General features: G+C 71.9%; 16 protein-coding genes. 11 read left to right on the forward strand and 5 right to left on the reverse strand.

Annotated features, from left to right (window positions below; genetic code table 11):
- The first annotated feature begins 121 nt into the window (after nucleotides 1-121).
- The 5 genes from J2N69_RS35310 (at nucleotide 122) to J2N69_RS35330 (ending at nucleotide 4,829) form a co-directional block, all read left to right on the forward strand.
- Nucleotides 122-1,261: an FAD-dependent oxidoreductase gene (locus tag J2N69_RS35310; RefSeq protein WP_230904369.1), complete on the forward strand. Its 1,140-nt coding sequence runs from the start codon at nucleotides 122-124 to the stop codon at nucleotides 1,259-1,261.
- An 89-nt stretch (nucleotides 1,262-1,350) separates the two neighbouring features.
- Nucleotides 1,351-1,839, forward strand: a complete 489-nt coding sequence (locus tag J2N69_RS35315) for a MarR family winged helix-turn-helix transcriptional regulator (protein WP_230904370.1) — start codon at nucleotides 1,351-1,353, stop codon at nucleotides 1,837-1,839.
- Nucleotides 1,839-3,176: an MFS transporter gene (locus J2N69_RS35320; RefSeq protein WP_230904371.1), complete on the forward strand. Its 1,338-nt coding sequence runs from the start codon at nucleotides 1,839-1,841 to the stop codon at nucleotides 3,174-3,176. The genes J2N69_RS35315 and J2N69_RS35320 overlap by 1 nt, the downstream gene beginning before the upstream one ends.
- 169 nt (nucleotides 3,177-3,345) lie before the next feature.
- On the forward strand, nucleotides 3,346-3,975 hold the full coding sequence (locus tag J2N69_RS35325; RefSeq protein ID WP_230904372.1) for a TetR/AcrR family transcriptional regulator: 630 nt from the start codon (nucleotides 3,346-3,348) through the stop codon (nucleotides 3,973-3,975).
- On the forward strand, nucleotides 3,972-4,829 hold the full coding sequence (locus J2N69_RS35330) for an alpha/beta fold hydrolase (protein WP_230904373.1): 858 nt from the start codon (nucleotides 3,972-3,974) through the stop codon (nucleotides 4,827-4,829). Before J2N69_RS35325 ends, J2N69_RS35330 begins: the two co-directional genes overlap by 4 nt.
- Before the next feature lie 9 nt (nucleotides 4,830-4,838).
- On the opposite strand, the gene J2N69_RS35335 is transcribed toward J2N69_RS35330, so the two are convergent.
- Together J2N69_RS35335 and J2N69_RS35340 are read right to left on the reverse strand one after the other, a co-directional pair.
- Nucleotides 4,839-5,171, reverse strand: coding sequence for a hypothetical protein (locus tag J2N69_RS35335; RefSeq protein ID WP_230904374.1), 333 nt, complete (start codon nucleotides 5,169-5,171; stop codon nucleotides 4,839-4,841).
- A 47-nt stretch (nucleotides 5,172-5,218) separates the two neighbouring features.
- Nucleotides 5,219-5,797 (reverse strand): TetR/AcrR family transcriptional regulator, encoded by a 579-nt coding sequence (locus J2N69_RS35340; RefSeq protein WP_230904375.1) that lies wholly within the window; start codon nucleotides 5,795-5,797, stop codon nucleotides 5,219-5,221.
- Nucleotides 5,798-5,900: 103 nt separating this feature from the next.
- On the opposite strand from J2N69_RS35340, the gene J2N69_RS35345 reads away from it, so the two are divergent.
- Nucleotides 5,901-6,287, forward strand: coding sequence for a nuclear transport factor 2 family protein (locus J2N69_RS35345; RefSeq protein ID WP_230904376.1), 387 nt, complete (start codon nucleotides 5,901-5,903; stop codon nucleotides 6,285-6,287).
- A gap of 120 nt (nucleotides 6,288-6,407) precedes the next feature.
- Nucleotides 6,408-8,096, forward strand: coding sequence for an amidase family protein (locus tag J2N69_RS35350; protein ID WP_230904377.1), 1,689 nt, complete (start codon nucleotides 6,408-6,410; stop codon nucleotides 8,094-8,096).
- A gap of 522 nt (nucleotides 8,097-8,618) precedes the next feature.
- On the opposite strand, the gene J2N69_RS35355 is transcribed toward J2N69_RS35350, so the two are convergent.
- Complete coding sequence (locus tag J2N69_RS35355; protein ID WP_230904378.1) at nucleotides 8,619-8,858, reverse strand: hypothetical protein; 240 nt, start codon at nucleotides 8,856-8,858, stop codon at nucleotides 8,619-8,621.
- Between the two features lie 321 nt (nucleotides 8,859-9,179).
- On the opposite strand from J2N69_RS35355, the gene J2N69_RS35360 reads away from it, so the two are divergent.
- The 4 genes from J2N69_RS35360 (at nucleotide 9,180) to J2N69_RS35375 (ending at nucleotide 14,031) form a co-directional block, all read left to right on the forward strand.
- A complete protein-coding gene (locus tag J2N69_RS35360; RefSeq protein ID WP_230904379.1) occupies nucleotides 9,180-10,040 on the forward strand; it encodes an isocitrate lyase/PEP mutase family protein in 861 nt (286 codons plus the stop codon).
- A gap of 79 nt (nucleotides 10,041-10,119) precedes the next feature.
- On the forward strand, nucleotides 10,120-10,980 hold the full coding sequence (locus J2N69_RS35365) for an ABC transporter ATP-binding protein (protein ID WP_230904380.1): 861 nt from the start codon (nucleotides 10,120-10,122) through the stop codon (nucleotides 10,978-10,980).
- Nucleotides 10,977-11,957 (forward strand): ABC transporter substrate-binding protein, encoded by a 981-nt coding sequence (locus J2N69_RS35370; protein WP_230904381.1) that lies wholly within the window; start codon nucleotides 10,977-10,979, stop codon nucleotides 11,955-11,957. Before J2N69_RS35365 ends, J2N69_RS35370 begins: the two co-directional genes overlap by 4 nt.
- Nucleotides 11,958-11,961: 4 nt before the next feature.
- Complete coding sequence (locus J2N69_RS35375; RefSeq protein ID WP_230904382.1) at nucleotides 11,962-14,031, forward strand: iron ABC transporter permease; 2,070 nt, start codon at nucleotides 11,962-11,964, stop codon at nucleotides 14,029-14,031.
- Here J2N69_RS35375 and J2N69_RS35380 read toward each other — a convergent pair.
- Together J2N69_RS35380 and J2N69_RS35385 are read right to left on the reverse strand one after the other, a co-directional pair.
- Nucleotides 13,924-14,481, reverse strand: coding sequence for a hypothetical protein (locus tag J2N69_RS35380; protein WP_230904383.1), 558 nt, complete (start codon nucleotides 14,479-14,481; stop codon nucleotides 13,924-13,926). The genes J2N69_RS35375 and J2N69_RS35380 overlap by 108 nt on opposite strands.
- A 127-nt stretch (nucleotides 14,482-14,608) precedes the next feature.
- Nucleotides 14,609-15,361, reverse strand: coding sequence for a ZIP family metal transporter (locus tag J2N69_RS35385; protein ID WP_230904384.1), 753 nt, complete (start codon nucleotides 15,359-15,361; stop codon nucleotides 14,609-14,611).
- Nucleotides 15,362-15,441 lie beyond the last annotated feature (80 nt).

The raw sequence follows: 15,441 nt of genomic DNA on the forward strand, positions 1-15,441 counted from the left end.
GGAACGCCGTTCCAGCTTGACAAGCCATGGAACGCTGTTCCAGCCTGAGGGGAATGGAACGGCGTTCCAGAGGTGTCCGGAGGGCGTTCGTCCACCGGTCCGCGACCAGGGAGGAACCACCATGACCACTCCGGTCACGATCATCGGCGCAGGGCTCGCGGGCCTGACGCTCGCCCGCCTCCTTCACCTGCACGGCATCCCGGCGACGGTCCACGAAGCGGAGACCTCGCCGTCGGCTCGCTCCCAGGGAGGCCTGCTCGACATCCACGACCACAACGGTCAGCGGGCGCTCCGGGCGGCCGGGCTGTTCGAGGAGTTCCTCGGCATCATCCACCAGGGCGCCGAGGTGTCACGCGTCCTCGACAAGGACGGCAACGTCCTGCTGGACGAGCGCGCGGACGACGGTCCCGGCGGGCGCCCGGAGGTGCCCCGCGCGGCCCTGCGGCGGATTCTGCTCGACTCACTGCCTGCCGGCACGATCCGGTGGGGGCACAAGGTCACCGCGGCCCGCACCCTGGGAAGTGGCCGCCACGAGGTGACGTTCACGGACGGGACGGCCGTGACGACCGGCCTGCTGGTCGGTGCGGACGGCGCCTGGTCTCGAATCCGTCCGCTCCTCTCCGACGCCGAGCCCCAGTACGTCGGCACGTCCCTGATCGAGTCCTACCTGTTCGATGCGGACGCCCGTCACCCGGCCTCCGCCCGGGCCGTCGGTGACGGTTCCCTCTTCGCGCTCGCCCCTGGTCGGGGGATCTCCGCCCACCGCGAGCCGGATGGGGCCCTGCATGCCTACGTGACGCTCACGAAGCCCCAGGAGTGGGTGCGCGCCATCGACTTCACCGACGTCGGCGCGGCCAAGGCGCGGGTCGCCGCGGAGTTCCATGACTGGGCGCCGGAACTCACCGCCCTGATCACGGACAGTGATACGGCTCTGGTCCCGCGTACCGTCAACTCCCTGCCCGTAACGCATCGTTGGGACCGCGTGCCCGGCGTGACGCTGCTCGGTGACGCCGCCCACCTGATGGCCCCGTCCGGCGAGGGGGCCAACCTCGCCATGTACGACGGCGCCGAACTCGGCAGGGCTCTCGCCGCGCACCCGGACGACATCGAAGCCGCGCTCACCGCGTACGAGGAGGAACTGTTCCCGCGCAGCGCCGCGGCCGCCGCCCAGGCCTCCCGCATCCATGAGATGTGCCTCGACGGCGATGCCCCGCACAGCCTGGTCAGCTTCTTCACGGACCACGGTCAGCCGACGGACTGAACGGCGCCCTCTGCCCGACGGTGCTGGCCCGCTCCCGGGAAGCCGTCGGCATCCGGGCAGAAATATCGCAGCACTGTTATATTAGCGCTGTGACATCTTCTGACCCCACCGCCCTGCCCGACCCCTGGCAGCCCCTGCACGAGCTGCTGGCCGCCATGGACGCCGAGATCGAGAAGCTCTACGTAGAGCGGGGCATCAAGGGGGTGCGGCCACGGTTCGCGTATCCGCTGATCCGGCTCGCGCACACCGGACCGCTGACCATCCGCGAACTGGCCACGTCCCTGAACCGCTCGCACTCCGCGGTCAGCCAGACGGTCGCCGCCCTGCGCAAGGAGGACCTGGTCACCTCGGAGCCGGGTCCCGACGCCCGTACGCGCCGGATCGACCTGACCGAGCGCGGTCGAGCGCTGGTGCCGTTCCTGGAGGCCGAGTGGCGCGCCACCCACGCGGCCGTCGCCGAGCTGGACGCGGAGGTTCCGTACGCGATGACGGCCGTCGTCCAGGAGCTGCGGCGCGCCCTGGAAAGCCGTTCGATGCGGCAGCGGATTCTCCGCCACCTCGTCGAGCCACCGGGGTGATGAGGAGCCCTGCCTGGTTCCTCGACCTCCGCCCGTTGCGGGACAGCCGGCGCTTCCGTGACCTGTGGATCGGCTCAGCCGCTTCCCAGCTCGGCGGGCAGCTGGCCACTGTGGCGGTGCTGGCCCAGGTCTGGGACCTGACCGGCAGCCCGGTGGGCACCGGCGCCATCGGACTCGCCACCGGCCTGCCGATGGTGCTGTTCGGCCTGGTCGGCGGCACGTTGGCCGACGCCGTGGACCGCCGTGCTCTGGTGCGGGCCACCACCGCGGGCCAACTGGTCACCGCGGCCGGACTGTACGCCCAGGCCCTGACCGGCAGCCGCAACGTACCGTTGCTGTTCGCCCTGGTGTCCTTGGGCGCCGCCTGCAGCGCGCTCGGCGCCCCGGCCCGGCGCACCTTCCCGGTCAGGCTGCTGCCGGCCGACCAGGTCGCCGCGGGGCTCGCACTGACCAACGTCTCCTTCCAGGCGGCGATGCTGGCCGGGCCCGCCATGGCCGGGCTGATCATCGCCCGATGGGACGTGTCCGCCGTCTACGCCGCGCAGGCCGTGGCCGTCGGAATCTCGGCGCTCGTGGCGATCCGCCTGCCGTCCGTGCGGCCCGAGGGCGTCGAGGTGAGAGGCGGCCGACACCGGTCGGAACGCGACGGATACGGCTGGGCGGAGCGCCTCCGTCGGCAGCTGCCGAAGCGCGGCGGCCTGGGGGTCATCCTGCGCCGCCCGACACTGTGGGGATCGATGGCCACCGACCTGCCCGCGACGCTCCTCGCCATGCCCATCGCCCTCTTCCCGCTGGTCAACGAAGCCCGCTTCGGCGGCGATCCGCAGAACCTGGGCCTGTTCCTCTCCGCCGTCGCGGCCGGAGGCATCACGGCGGGCCTGCTCTCCGGGGCGGTGACGCGCCGGCGCCGCGGCGGCCTCGTCCAGCTGACCGCCGCCGGCGCATGGGGCCTGGCGCTGGCAGGCTTCGGTCTGGCGGAACAGCTGGGGACGGCGCTCGGGTGCCTGGCGTGGGCGGGCGCCGCCGACACCGTGTCCGTCATCACCCGGAGCGCCCTGGTCCAGTTGGAGACCCCGGACGCGTACCGGGGGCGGGTCTCCTCGGTCGAACACGTCATCGGCGTCGCGGGCCCCGAACTCGGCAACTTCCGCGGTGGCCTGCTGGCGTCGGCCACCTCGGCCTCCTTAGCCCTCGTCGCCGGTGGCCTGTCCGCCGCCCTGGCGATCGCCGCCGTGGCCGCGACCAACAGCCCCCTGCGCACCTATCGCACACCGCAGGCCGCCACGAAGCCGACCGCGTCACGAGGGGGCGACGCGGCCACGGCGGCCACCAGTTGAGCGCACCGGCAGCAACGGTGGCGGCAGGTCGACCCCGCCCGCAGGCACGTTGGCTGTATCGCGTAGCTCGCGGTCGCGCAACAACTCTGACCGCACCCCCTTGTCCCGAACCTAGAGGCCTCTCTAAATTCAGGTGACTCTCCAAGTTCTCGCGAAGGGGTGTGCTCGGATGCAGACGGTCGACGGGGGATTACGTGAGCAGCACAAGGCCAAGCGACGGGCTCGGATTCTTGACGCGACCCGTGAACTCCTGCGCGAGGGCCCGGAGTCGGTGATCACCACCGAGCGGATCGCCGAACGGGCGGAGGTCGCTGCGGCCACCGTGTACAACCTGATCGGGCCGCGCGAGAAGATCTGGGAGGCGCTCGCCGCCGGGTTCATGGACGAACTGGAACGCCGCCTGGCGGTGTCGGCGCCCGGTGATCCGCGGGAGGTCGTCCGCTCGACCGTACGACTCTTCGTGGAGGACCCGGTGGTGTCGCGTCGCATGGTGCGCGGGTGGGAGGAGAGCGGCCTCGTACTCCACCGAGGTCCGCTCACCCGGCTTCGCCGGGCGATGGCCGAGGCGCAGGCGCAGGGCGTCCTGCGCGCCGACGCCCGTACCGAGGCACTGGCAGCCGTCGTCGGCGCCTCGTGCGTCGGCGCCCTGCATCAGTGGGTCGCGGCCCTGATCGACGACGACCGGTTCCTCGCGCGCGCTCTGTTCGCCCTGGACGTCGCGCTCGCCGCGGCGGCCGCGGACGCCCACCGCGACCGACTGCTGGCACCGCTGCTGACCCGAGGGACGGCGACGACATGACGGCCGACGCGCGCTCGCGGTCCCGAAGCTTCGTGAGCCGGGACGGGACCCGGCTCGAGGCGGAGATGTGGGGCGAACCCTCCGCGCCGCCGGTCGTCCTGCTGCACGGCGGCGGTCAGACACGGCACGCCTGGCACCGGACCGGCCCCCGGCTGGCCGCTCTGGGATGGCGGGTCGTCGCCCCCGACCTGCGCGGGCATGGCGCCAGCCAGTGGTCGTCCGACGGTGCCTACGACCTCGACGTGTTCGCCGAGGACGTACGGGCGCTCGTCGCCGAACTCGGCGGCCGGCCGGTGCTCGTCGGAGCGTCCCTCGGCGGCCTGAGTTCGCTGCTCGCCGCCGGAGAGACCCCCAGGGCGGCGATCCGCGCGCTGGTACTCGTCGATGTCGCCCATCGCCCCGATCCTCGCGGAGTGCGCCGGATCGTCGAGTTCATGCGCCGCCGGCCGGACGGCTTCGCGAGTGTCGAGGAAGCGGCCGCCGTGGTCTCCGCCCACCTGCCGCACCGCACGCGCCCGTACGACCCCGAGGGGCTGCGCAACAACCTGCGGCGCCAGGGTGATCGCTGGGTCTGGCACTGGGACCCCCGGATGCTGCACAGCTTCGAGGGCCGGACGGACCCGCCCGGGATGGCGGAGCGGCTCCTTGATGCCGCCCGCCACGCCGACGTGCCGATCCTGCTCATCCGCGGCGGAGTCAGCGACGTGGTGCCCGAGGACATCGCCGAGGAGTTCTGCGACATGGTCCCCCACGCGCGGTACGTCGAGGTGGGCGACGCGGGGCACATGGTGGTCGGTGACCGGAACGAACCCTTCATCGACGCCCTCATCCCGTTCCTGCAAGGCATCGGGTGAGGGGCGGAATCAAGCCTTCACGGGCCGGCTTTGGGCGTCAGGCGGGGGAGGGGAGGCGAAGGTTATCCAGCTGTCGGGCGGCAGGCCCGGGCGACCCGGAACCGGCCTGCGTTCCTCTGTCCACGCGTCACCGGCGATATCGGGGGCCGTGCCACTGGTCAAGAGGTACGGCGCCCAGTCGGCCCGCGTGACGGCGGCCTCCAGCCGTTCGCTGCGGAAGGTGCCGTCGGGGTGGGGCAGAACGCCGCTGAACTCCGACATGTCATGTTGGAAGAGCAACCAGAGGCGCTCCAGTACGGGGCGATCGCTCGCGTCGGCCAGACGCGCGCTTACGTCGGTCATCGATCTCCTTCGGTGGCGGCCAGGTGGGCGACGGGTGGCTCTTCGGGTCAGGGCTCACGCGGAGCCTCACCGATGCATCCCGCGACGAGTTCGCGTACGTACGCCTCGTCCGTGCCGGGGATCGAGAAGACCACCCGGAAGTAGAGCGGCGCGATGATCCGGTCCAGGACCTGTTGCAAGGAGGGGGGCGCGTCACCACGCTCCCGCGCGGTGTCGAGGACCGGGCGGAAGCGTTCGCTGACCCTGCGCAGACACTCCCGCAGTCCGTCGTGCCGCTCGTCGATGTCGGGGGCGACCTCGGCGCGGAAGAACGCGATGCCACCGGGCCGGGAGAGTTCCGCCAGTGTCCAGACCGCCTGGTTCTCCAGGTCGGCGCGCAGATCGCCGACGAGTGGGGGTGCGCCGACGTCGCCGCGGTGCCGGGCGATCTCGGCCAGGAGCGCGCCGACCGTCCCCCAACGCCGGTAGAGAGTACTGGAGTTGACCCCCGCACGCTGGGCCACGGCGGGGAGGGTCACCTGGTCGGCACCGCGCTCACTCACCAGCGCGATCGCGGCGCTGTGCACGGCGTCACGGACGCGGGTGCTGCGGCCGCCGGGCCGCTTCGTCGATGCGTCAGCGTTCACCCCGCCATCTTAAAGCAAAGGGTTGTGCCTTAACGGGCGGTGCGCCTACAGTCGCACTAAAGCGGGGATCTTCGCTTTAGTGCTCCGAAAGGAACGGAACGCCATGTCCATCAACGAAGCCGCTGTCGCCCTCGGTCGCAGCTTCCACCAGGCCCTCGTCGCGCGGGACTGGGACGGTATCCGAGCGCTGCTGCAGGACGACGCCACCTGGACCCTGCCCGGTGACAACACCATCTCCGGCACGGCCGACGGCGCCGACGCCGTGGTGGAGCGCGCTCAGCGGATCGCCTCGTACGGCGTCGACTTCGAGCTGCTGCATCTCCTGGTCAGCAGGGAGAACGTGGCGCTCTCCCTGCACAACACCGCGCGCAGGGAGGACGCCGTGCTGGACGAGCACCTGGCCACGGTCTGCCGACTCCGCGACGGCAAGATCGCGAGTATCGAGACCTATCTCTCCGACGTGCCCGGGATGAACGCCTTCTTCGTCTGACTCCTCCCCGTGCCGGTGCAAAGCGCCGATACGGCTCGGGCAACCCTGGAGCCCTGCGGCACGCCCGCGCACACCTCGCACCCTTGCGCCGGAAGCTGCTCGTGTAGTCCGCTGACTCCTATGGGGAAGAAGAGCATTGCCGCAATGACCGCCGCGCTTGTCGCGGGGTCCCTTCTGACGGGCGTACCGAACGCCGGTGCGCAAGCCACCGAGCGCGGCCCGGACGCCTCGCCGCAGCCGGCCGGGTCGGCACGCGTTCCCGGGGTCGACCTGGACACCGTGACGATTCCGGAATTACAGGCGCGTATGGCGGACGGTTCGCTGACGTCGTCGACGCTGACCCGGGCCTACTTGCGGCGTATCGAGACCGTGGACCCCAAGATTCACTCGGTGCTGCGGACCAGCCCGACCGCCCTGCGCGCGGCGGCCGCCAGCGACGCGAGGCACCGGCGCGGCAAGGTCCTTGGGCCGTTGGACGGCATCCCGGTTCTGCTCAAGGACAACGTGAACACCCGCGACATGCCGACGACGGCCGGGTCGCTCGCGCTCGCCGGTAGCCCGCCGGACACCGATGCCGTGCTGGTGAGCCGGCTGCGGAAGGCGGGGGCGGTGATCCTCGGCAAGACCAACCTCTCGGAGTGGGCCAACTTCCGTTCCGGGAAGCCGACATCGGGGTGGTCGGCGGTCGGCGGGCAGACCAACAACCCGTACGTCCTCGACCGGAACCCGTGCGGATCGTCGTCCGGTTCCGCCGCCGCGCTCGCCGCGTCCCTGGCGCAGGTGGCGATCGGAACCGAGACGGACGGCTCCATCGTGTGCCCGGCCGGGATGAACGGCGTCGTGGGCCACAAGCCCAGCCTCGGCCTGGTCAGCCCGTCAGGCGTCGTGCCGATCTCCGCCGAGCAGGACACCGCCGGGCCCATGGCGCGCAACGTGATCGACACCGCGCTGACGCTGGAGGTGCTGAGCGATCACCAGGGCTCACGCGGAGACGCCGCTCGTTCCGGCGGCCAGAAAGCTCTCCCGGGTCCCCGGAGCCGCCCCGGCGCGTCCGGCCTCCAGGACACGGCGGCGGGGCAGGTGGCGGGTCGGCCGGCGGGCCAGGCGGCCTCCGGCCTCCGGGGCAAGCGGATCGGCCTGTGGCGCCTGGCCTCGCTCGGGCCCGACGTCGACGCGGTGATGACGCGTACGGCGACGAAGCTGCGCAAGGCCGGAGCGGTGGTCGTCGAGGTGACACCCCCGTACCAGGCGCGGCTCGCCGAGCTTGAATTCCCGGCGCTGCTGAGCGAGTTCCACCGCGACATCGACGCGTACCTCGGCACCCGCAAGGGTCCGCGAAACCTCGCTGAACTGATCGAGTTCAACCGTACCCACCCCGAGGAACAGACCTGCTTCGCCGGCCAGGAACTGTTCGAGAAGGCCCTCGCCGCGCCGCCCACGACCGACCCCGGATACAAGGCGATGCGCGCCGAGCTGACGAACCTGTCCCGCCGCTCACTCGACGAGACCTTGGCGGCCCACCACTTGGACGCCATCGCCGCGCCCACGAACCCGCCCGCCTGGACGACCGACTGCGCGCGCGGTGACAACGACGTCATCCCCTCCTCCACGCCGGCCGCCGTCGCCGGATACCCCTCCCTCTCGGTGCCCGCCGGGTCGGTGAACGAACTGCCGGTCGGCCTGCTCCTGATGGCCGGCAGCCACCAGGACGCCGAGCTGCTGTCCCTGGGAGCCGCCGTGGAGCACCGGCTGAAGGCCTGGCGCGCACCGCGCTACCTGCCGACGATCGGGTCCGGCGCGGCACGGTGAACGAGGGGGGGCCGGACCGCCGACGGAGAACGTCGCTACTGCGGTGCGAGGGCGCGCCGGTATCGTCCCCGCACGGCTGATCATCGTTTGATCGACGCGGGAGGCGTCCGGCTGGCCCATCAGGTCTCTGGGCCGCCGGACGCGCCACCACTCCTCATGTCGTACGCGCTGGACGAGGACGGCACCGATTGGGGCCGCGTGGCGCCCTCCTTCGCGCGCGACTGGCGCGTGGTGCCGGCTGTCAGGCGCGAGATCGACACGCCTGAATCGCGCCGGCTGGAGCGGCTCGGGGAGATCACGGCCGAGACCCTCGTGGTGGCCGGCGGTCCACGCAGCCGCGTACCGCAGGAGGGCGTCGCCGACTTGGCCCGTCGTGTTCCTCGTGGGCGAGTCGTCACCATTCCGGCCGGGCACCTGATCCGCAAGGCCGAACCGGTGCGGTTCACGGAGACCGTTCTGAGGTTCTTGCAGTCAGCGGCAGCGCCGGTTACCAGCGGGCCGCGTCGAGCATCGGCCCCTCCCTCATCCGGCCGGGTCTTCGTCCGCGCGTCGGGCCGCCCTCTTCGCTGCCTGCTCCACCTCGTGGCGGGACTGCCCGGTCGCCTCGGCGTGCGCCGTGACCGCTGCCTGGAAGCGCTCGGCCGCGTCGTTCCAGTGGCGCCACTGCGCCGCGTACTCCTCGTCGTCGAGTCCCGCGAGCTTGGCGCGCTCTTCCTCGGCGCAATGTTCCAGCTTGACCAGTTCATCGGAGATGTCTGCCACGAGCGGATCTTAAGCATGCGATCCGGCGCGGCTGCCTCGACCCGCGCGACGGGGGCGGGGAAGCGCGCGGGACTGCGCTGTGCAGGGGAACCGTTCCGCCTCGTCCTGTCGTACGCAGCGCCCACCCGCCCCGACCGGCAGTGACGTTTCTGTGGTGAAAGTGCTGCACCGGGAGGGTGAGAGCAGCGCGGGTCGGGGAAGTTCCGCCATCGGCCCGAAAACATCCTGTCCCGGGAGTCCAACGCGTCGCCCCCACGCATCCCCGCCAACATGGCGCATCCCCCCACATGACGCATCCCCCCACACGACCAGGAGCCAGGCGTGAAGCACGGAACGAAATTGCGGGACCGGATCGCCGCGCCCGGCACGACTCCTCTCATCGGCGTGTACGACATGTACTCCGCGTCCGTCGCCGCCGGCCACTACGACGGGATGTTCGTGTCCGGCTTCGGCTTCGCCGCCTCGTATTACGGGCTGCCCGACATCGGGTTCATCGCCTGGCCGGACATGGTGGCGTTCGTGCAGCGGCTGCGGGGCGCGTTCCCGCGCCACCACCTGCTCGTGGACATCGACGACGGCTACGCCGATCCCGAGGTGGCCTGTCACGTCGTGGGCAGTCTGGAGCGGATGGGGGCTTCCGGGGTGGTGCTGGAGGACCAGAAGCGGCCCCGCCGATGCGGGCACGCGGACGGCAAGCAGGTCCTGCCTCTCGACGAGTACCTGACCAAGCTGGAGATGGTGCTGAGGACCCGGAGGGACCTGGTCGTGGTGGCCCGGACGGACGCGACGGACGAGGCGGACATCATGGAGCGCGCCAGGCGTCTGGCCGCCACCGACGCGGACGTGATCCTGGTGGACGGCGTGCGCGACGTGGAGGGCATCCGCCGGATTCGCGAGGTGGTCGGCGGCAAGCCCCTGCTGTTCAACCAGATCGCCGGCGGCAAGTCCCCCCGGCTCTCGCTCTCCGAACTCACCGATCTCGGCGTGGACGTCGCCATCTACAGCACGCCCTGCCTCTTCGCCGCGCACGAGGCGATGGAGGCCGCGCTCGCCGAACTGAAGCGTGCCGACGGCAGATTGCCGTCCCTCGACCCCGCCCGTGGCGTCGGCGTCGCCGCCTCGACCAAGCTCCTGGAACGGAACATCGCCCGCCATCACCCCGAGGGCCCGGAAACCGCGTGAGCCTGGCTGGATTTCGTCTTGTGAGACGAACACGACCCCCCATTTCCCAGGGGAATTAGGTTAGGCTAACCTCAGCGTCGTGCATGTAGGTGAAGAGACCGCCGAGGCCACGCGCCCCCAGGGTCATGAACTGTCGGCCACGGGTGTCACCGTGGCGTACGAAGGCGTCGACGTGGTCCACGACGCCGCGATGACGTTGCGCCCGGGCGACGTGACCGTCCTGGTCGGTCCGAACGGCAGCGGGAAGTCGACGCTGCTGCGCACGCTCGCCCGCCTCCAACAGCCCCGGACCGCCACACTCCGCATCGACGGCGAGACCGACGGCCTCGCCCTGAGCCCCCGCGCCTTCGCCCGGCACGTCGCGCTGCTCACCCAAGGCCGCCCCACGCCCAGCGGACTGACCGTACGGGACGTCGTCGAGTTCGGCCGCTACCCGCACCGGGGCCGCTGGGGCAAGGCCGACCCGGGCGGCCGGGCCGCGGTCGACCGCGCGCTCGCCATGACCGGCGTCGCGGACCTCGCCGAACGCGGCGCCGAGCACCTGTCCGGTGGCCAGCTCCAGCGGGTGTGGCTCGCCGGCTGCCTCGCCCAGGAGACGGGCGTACTCCTGCTCGACGAGCCGACGAACCACCTCGACCTGCGCTACCAGGTCGAACTCCTCGACCTCATGCGGGACCTGGCGGACGTGCACGGGATCGCCGTCGGAGCCGTCCTGCACGACCTCGACCAGGCGGCCGCCGTCGCCGACCGCATCCTGCTGCTGGACGCGGGGCGGATCGTCGCGGACGGCGACCCCGAAGACGTACTAACGGCCGAGCGGCTGACCAAGACCTACGGCATCCGCATCGAAGTCGACTCCGACCCCCTCACCGGCCGCCTGCGCAGCCGCGCCATAGGCCGCCACCACTCGCGAAGCGAAAGGCTCAGCACCACCTCATGAGACGCCTCCTGTTCACCGCGGCGGCCGCCACCGCCGCGGCCCTCGCCCTGTCCTCCTGCGGCACCACCGAACCCGCCGCCGACGACGCCAAGAAGAACACCTCCGCCCTCACCCTCACCGACGGCACCGGCACCAAGGTGAAGCTGGACGGCCCGGCCAAGAAGGTCGTCGGCACCGAGTGGAACGCCGTGGAGAGCCTGATATCGCTCGGCGTCGACCCCACCGGCGTCGCCGACGTCAAGGGCTACAAGGCCTGGGACACCGCCGCCCCGCTGACGAACGACCCCAAGGACGTCGGCACCCGCGGCGAGCCCAGCATGGACACCATCGCGTCCCTGAAGCCCGACCTCATCATCGCCACCACCGACCTGCCGGCCGCCGCCGTCAAGCAGATGCGCGAGATCGCCCCGGTGCTCAACCTGCGCCCCGCCGACGCCGCGGACCCCCTCGGCCAGATGACGAAGAACCTCGACCTCCTCGCCGAGGCCACCGGCACCACCGAGCGGGCCGCGAAGCTCAAGAAGGACTTCACGGCGAAGCTCGCCGAGGGCAAGAAGAAGCTCGCCGCCGCCGGGCACAGCGGCGCCAAGTACGCCTTCGCCGACGGTTACGTCACCGGCAACCAGACCTCCATCCGCCCGTACACCAGCGGTTCGCTCATCGGCGCGGTCAACGAGAAGCTCGGCCTGAAGAACGACTGGACGGCCAAGGGCGACAAGGGCTACGGCCTCGCCGCCACCGACGTCGAGGGCCTCACCAAGCTCGACGAGAACGTGCACTTCGCCTACATCGGCAACGACGGCGACAAGCGCAGCAACCCGTTCACCGGCGTCCTGAAGAAGGACAAGGTGTGGACGTCGCTGCCGTTCGTCAAGAAGGGCAACGTGCACCGGCTGCCCGACGGCATCTGGATGTTCGGCGGCACCGCGTCGATGAGCCAGTACGTCGACTCCGTCGTCGAGGCGCTGAAGAAGTAACCCCATGGCCGTCACCGCACCCACCACCCCCGCCGCCCGCCCGTCGACAGCCGCCTCCCGCACGGGCGCGGCCGCGGTGACGGCCGCACTGGTCCTCCTCGTCACCGCCCTCGCGGTCGTCGACATCACCCAGGGCACGGCCGCCGTCGGCCCCTCCGAGGTCTGGAAGGCGTTCACCGGCCGCGCCGACACGGGCGACGCGTCCGTCGTCGTCGCCTCCCGGCTGCCGCGCATGGCGGCGGGCCTGCTCATCGGGGCCGTACTCGGCATGGCGGGCGCCGCCCTCCAGGCCATCAGCCGCAACGTCCTCGCCTCGCCCGACACCCTCGCCGTCAACGCGGGCTCCTACCTCGCGCTCGGCGTGGCCGCCGCCGCCGGCATCTCGCTCCCGCTCCTCGCCTCCTCCGGCATCGCGTTCGTCGGCGGCCTCGCCGCGGCGGCCGTGGTCCTCGGACTGTCCGGCCTCGGCGCGGGCACGGTCCGCCTCGTCCTCGCGGGCAGCGCCCTCACCCTCGGCCTCACCGCAGTCACCGAGGGCCTGCTCCTGCTGTTCCCCCACGAGACCGAGGGCCTCTACAAGTGGAACCAGGGCGGCATCGCGCAGAACGGCTTCGACGGCGTACTCCAGATGCTGCCCGTCGCCGCCGTCGGACTCGTCGGCCTGCTCCTGCTCGCCCGCAGGGTCGACGCGCTGGCGCTCGGTGACGACGCCGCGCACGGCGTCGGGGTGCCCGTGCGCTCCACCCGTGTCATCGCCGTCGTACTCGCCGCGCTGCTCTCCACCGCCGCCGTCACCCTCGCCGGGCCCGTCGGTTTCGTCGGCCTCTGCGCGCCCGCCCTCGTACGCCCCCTCGCCCGCAGATTCCGGACGTTCACCCGGACGCGGGCGCGGCTGCCGCTCGCCGGTCTCACCGGCGCGGCCCTGGTGCTCGGCTCCGACGTGCTGCTGCGCGCCGTCGTCCCCTCGGACACCGCGGTAGCCGTGCCCACCGGCGTCGTCACCAGCCTGGTCGGCGCCGTCTTCCTGATCGCCATGGCCGCACGGGCCAAGGACACGGCGGCCGCCGCCCCTGCCGACCGGCTGCGCATCCGCAGCACCACCGTCTTCGTCGTCACGACGGCGACCCTGGCGGCCGTGCTGGTCGGCCTGGTGATCGCCGCCGTACTCATCGGTGACAGCAAGCTGCTGCTGGGTGACGTGGTCAACTGGGCCCAGGGCAGGGCCGGCCGGACCGTCTCCTTCGTCCTCGACACACGGGTACCGCGCGTCACCGCCGCCCTGCTGACCGGAGCGGCGCTCGCCCTCGCCGGGACGCTCATCCAGGCCGTGACGCGCAACCCGCTCGCCGAACCAGGTGTGCTCGGCGTCACCAACGGCGCCGCGGTGGGCGCCGTCCTGCTCGTCACGACGGTGCCGGTGGCCGGTTCGTGGAGCATCGCCGCGGGCGCGTTCGCGGGCGCCGCGGTCAGCTCGGTCCTCGTCTTCGGTCTCGCGGCGCGCGGCGGCTTCCAGCAGAACCGGCTCGTCCTCGTCGGCTTCGGAGTCGCCACGGGAGCGACGGCCGTCATCAGCCTGCTCATCATCCTCACCGACCCGTTCAACGCGACGAAGGCGCTGACCTGGCTCGCGGGCTCCACCTACGGGCGGACCCTGCCCGACGTGGTGCCTCTCGCAGCCGTCCTCGCCGTGGGCCTGGTCGTCGCGCTCGTACGGCACACCGAACTCGACCTGGTGTCGCTCGACGAGGACACGCCGAGGCTGCTCGGTCTCGCCCTGGGCCGCGGACGCCTGGCCTTCCTCGTCCTCGCCGTCCTGCTGAGCGCCACCGCGGTCGCAGCCGCCGGCACGATCGGCTTCGTCGGCCTCGTCGCGCCGCACGCGGCCCGGGCCCTGGTGGGCCGCCGGCACGCCCGGGTGGTGCCGGTCGCGGTCCTCCTCGGGGCCATCCTCGTGTGCGCCGCCGACCTACTGGGGCGGACGGTCATCGCTCCGGCCCAGCTCGGCGCCGGCCTCATGACGGCCGTGATCGGTACGCCGTACTTCCTCTACCTGCTCGTACGCGGCCGCCGATAGACGGGGCGCGGGCCGCAGATGGGCGCAGGGCCCGGCGAAGCCCTGGGGCAGACGCATGCGGTGCGCGAGGTCACGGGCCAGGCGTCGCGTGAGGCGGCTGTACCAGTCCACGTCCGGGTAGTAGGCCCGCAAGTGGGAGACGGCGCGCGTTCCCAGCCCGCTGTCCTGGAGCGGTCCTGTCACCTGGGCGTGGGTCACCACACCGCTCGCGCACTGTTCGCACAGCTCGTAGTCGAGACGACCGACGATGCGGCGCCCGTACACCAGCAGCAGACAGCGCGCCTTGTCACCCGTCGGGGCGGGCGAGTGGAGGATCTCCACGTCGCGGTAGGCGAGCAGACGCCGGTGCAGCCGGCCGCGGCGGCGGCTGCGACGCGCGTGGCGAGGCTCCTTGCGGAGCCGGGCGCCGGGCAGAGAGGCGGCGGGCGCGAAAAGGTGTGTCCCAAGCATCTTTGCCGTCTACCCCCGCCCGGCGCGAGCACTCCGGTTCCCCGGCTCCTGCCGTCCGCTCGGCTCCGACCGCCACGCGGTTCCAGCGCGGTCCAGCGGGGTTGCACGCGTGGTTTCAGGCGGGGCCTCAGGCGTGGGACAGGGCGAAGGACACCAGGAACCCGCACACCGTGATCAGCCCTATGGCCAGGTGCGCGTTCTCGAACGCCTCCGGGATCATCGTGTCGGCGATCATGGCGAGGATCGCGCCGGCCGCCACCGCGGTCACCGCCGCCACCACCGCCGTGGACATACCGCCCACCACCGCGTACCCGAGCACGGCCGCCACCGTACTGGCCAGCGCGATCACCCCCCACACGCCGAACACGTACGCCTTGCCGCGCCCCGCCTGCCGCATTCCGGCGGAACTGGACAGGCCCTCGGGGACGTTGCTGATGAACACCGCGGCCACCGTCGCGACACTGACCGCACCGCCCTTGAGCAGGCTCACCCCGATGACCGCCGACTCCGGTACGCCGTCGAGCAGGGCGCCCAGCGCCAGTGCCAGCCCCGAGCCGCCCTGTTCGGACTCGGAGGGCTGCCTGCCCTGGCCGCTGCGCTTGCGGTGGCGCGCGCCACGCCGTGCCAGCCAGGCGTTTCCGCCCGTATAGGCGAGCGCTCCGCCGACCGTGCCGATCGCCGCGGGGGCGAGGCCGGCTTCGTCGTACGCCTCCGCCACCAATTCGAAGGACACGGCCGACAGCAGGACTCCGGCGCCGAACGCCATCACGGATGCCACCAGCCACGGGGGCACCCGGACTCCGTAGCCGATCACCGCCCCCAACAGGAGGGCGGAACCGGCCACAAGGCCCCATACACCGGCTTGGAAGATCTCAGACATGCGATCTTCCCTACCCACCCGACAGCATGTGCCACCAGAAGGCATCGGTGCGCAGGGCGAGGCGCGCACCGGGTGGCGGG

This window comes from Streptomyces huasconensis (assembly GCF_021028635.1).
GTDB lineage: Bacteria > Actinomycetota > Actinomycetes > Streptomycetales > Streptomycetaceae > Streptomyces > Streptomyces huasconensis.

What these genes read in the sequence shown, in the direction of transcription:
- J2N69_RS35310 (WP_230904369.1), top strand. Translation starts at nt 122, where the DNA reads ATGACCACTCCGGTCACGATCATCGGCGCAGGGCTCGCGGGCCTGACG.
- J2N69_RS35320 (WP_230904371.1), top strand. Translation starts at nt 1,839, where the DNA reads ATGAGGAGCCCTGCCTGGTTCCTCGACCTCCGCCCGTTGCGGGACAGC.
- J2N69_RS35325 (WP_230904372.1), top strand. Translation starts at nt 3,346, where the DNA reads ATGCAGACGGTCGACGGGGGATTACGTGAGCAGCACAAGGCCAAGCGA.
- J2N69_RS35330 (WP_230904373.1), top strand. Translation starts at nt 3,972, where the DNA reads ATGACGGCCGACGCGCGCTCGCGGTCCCGAAGCTTCGTGAGCCGGGAC.
- J2N69_RS35335 (WP_230904374.1), bottom strand. Translation starts at nt 5,171, where the DNA reads ATGACCGACGTAAGCGCGCGTCTGGCCGACGCGAGCGATCGCCCCGTA.
- J2N69_RS35345 (WP_230904376.1), top strand. Translation starts at nt 5,901, where the DNA reads ATGTCCATCAACGAAGCCGCTGTCGCCCTCGGTCGCAGCTTCCACCAG.
- J2N69_RS35350 (WP_230904377.1), top strand. Translation starts at nt 6,408, where the DNA reads ATGGGGAAGAAGAGCATTGCCGCAATGACCGCCGCGCTTGTCGCGGGG.
- J2N69_RS35370 (WP_230904381.1), top strand. Translation starts at nt 10,977, where the DNA reads ATGAGACGCCTCCTGTTCACCGCGGCGGCCGCCACCGCCGCGGCCCTC.
- J2N69_RS35375 (WP_230904382.1), top strand. Translation starts at nt 11,962, where the DNA reads ATGGCCGTCACCGCACCCACCACCCCCGCCGCCCGCCCGTCGACAGCC.
- J2N69_RS35380 (WP_230904383.1), bottom strand. Translation starts at nt 14,481, where the DNA reads ATGCTTGGGACACACCTTTTCGCGCCCGCCGCCTCTCTGCCCGGCGCC.
- J2N69_RS35385 (WP_230904384.1), bottom strand. Translation starts at nt 15,361, where the DNA reads ATGTCTGAGATCTTCCAAGCCGGTGTATGGGGCCTTGTGGCCGGTTCC.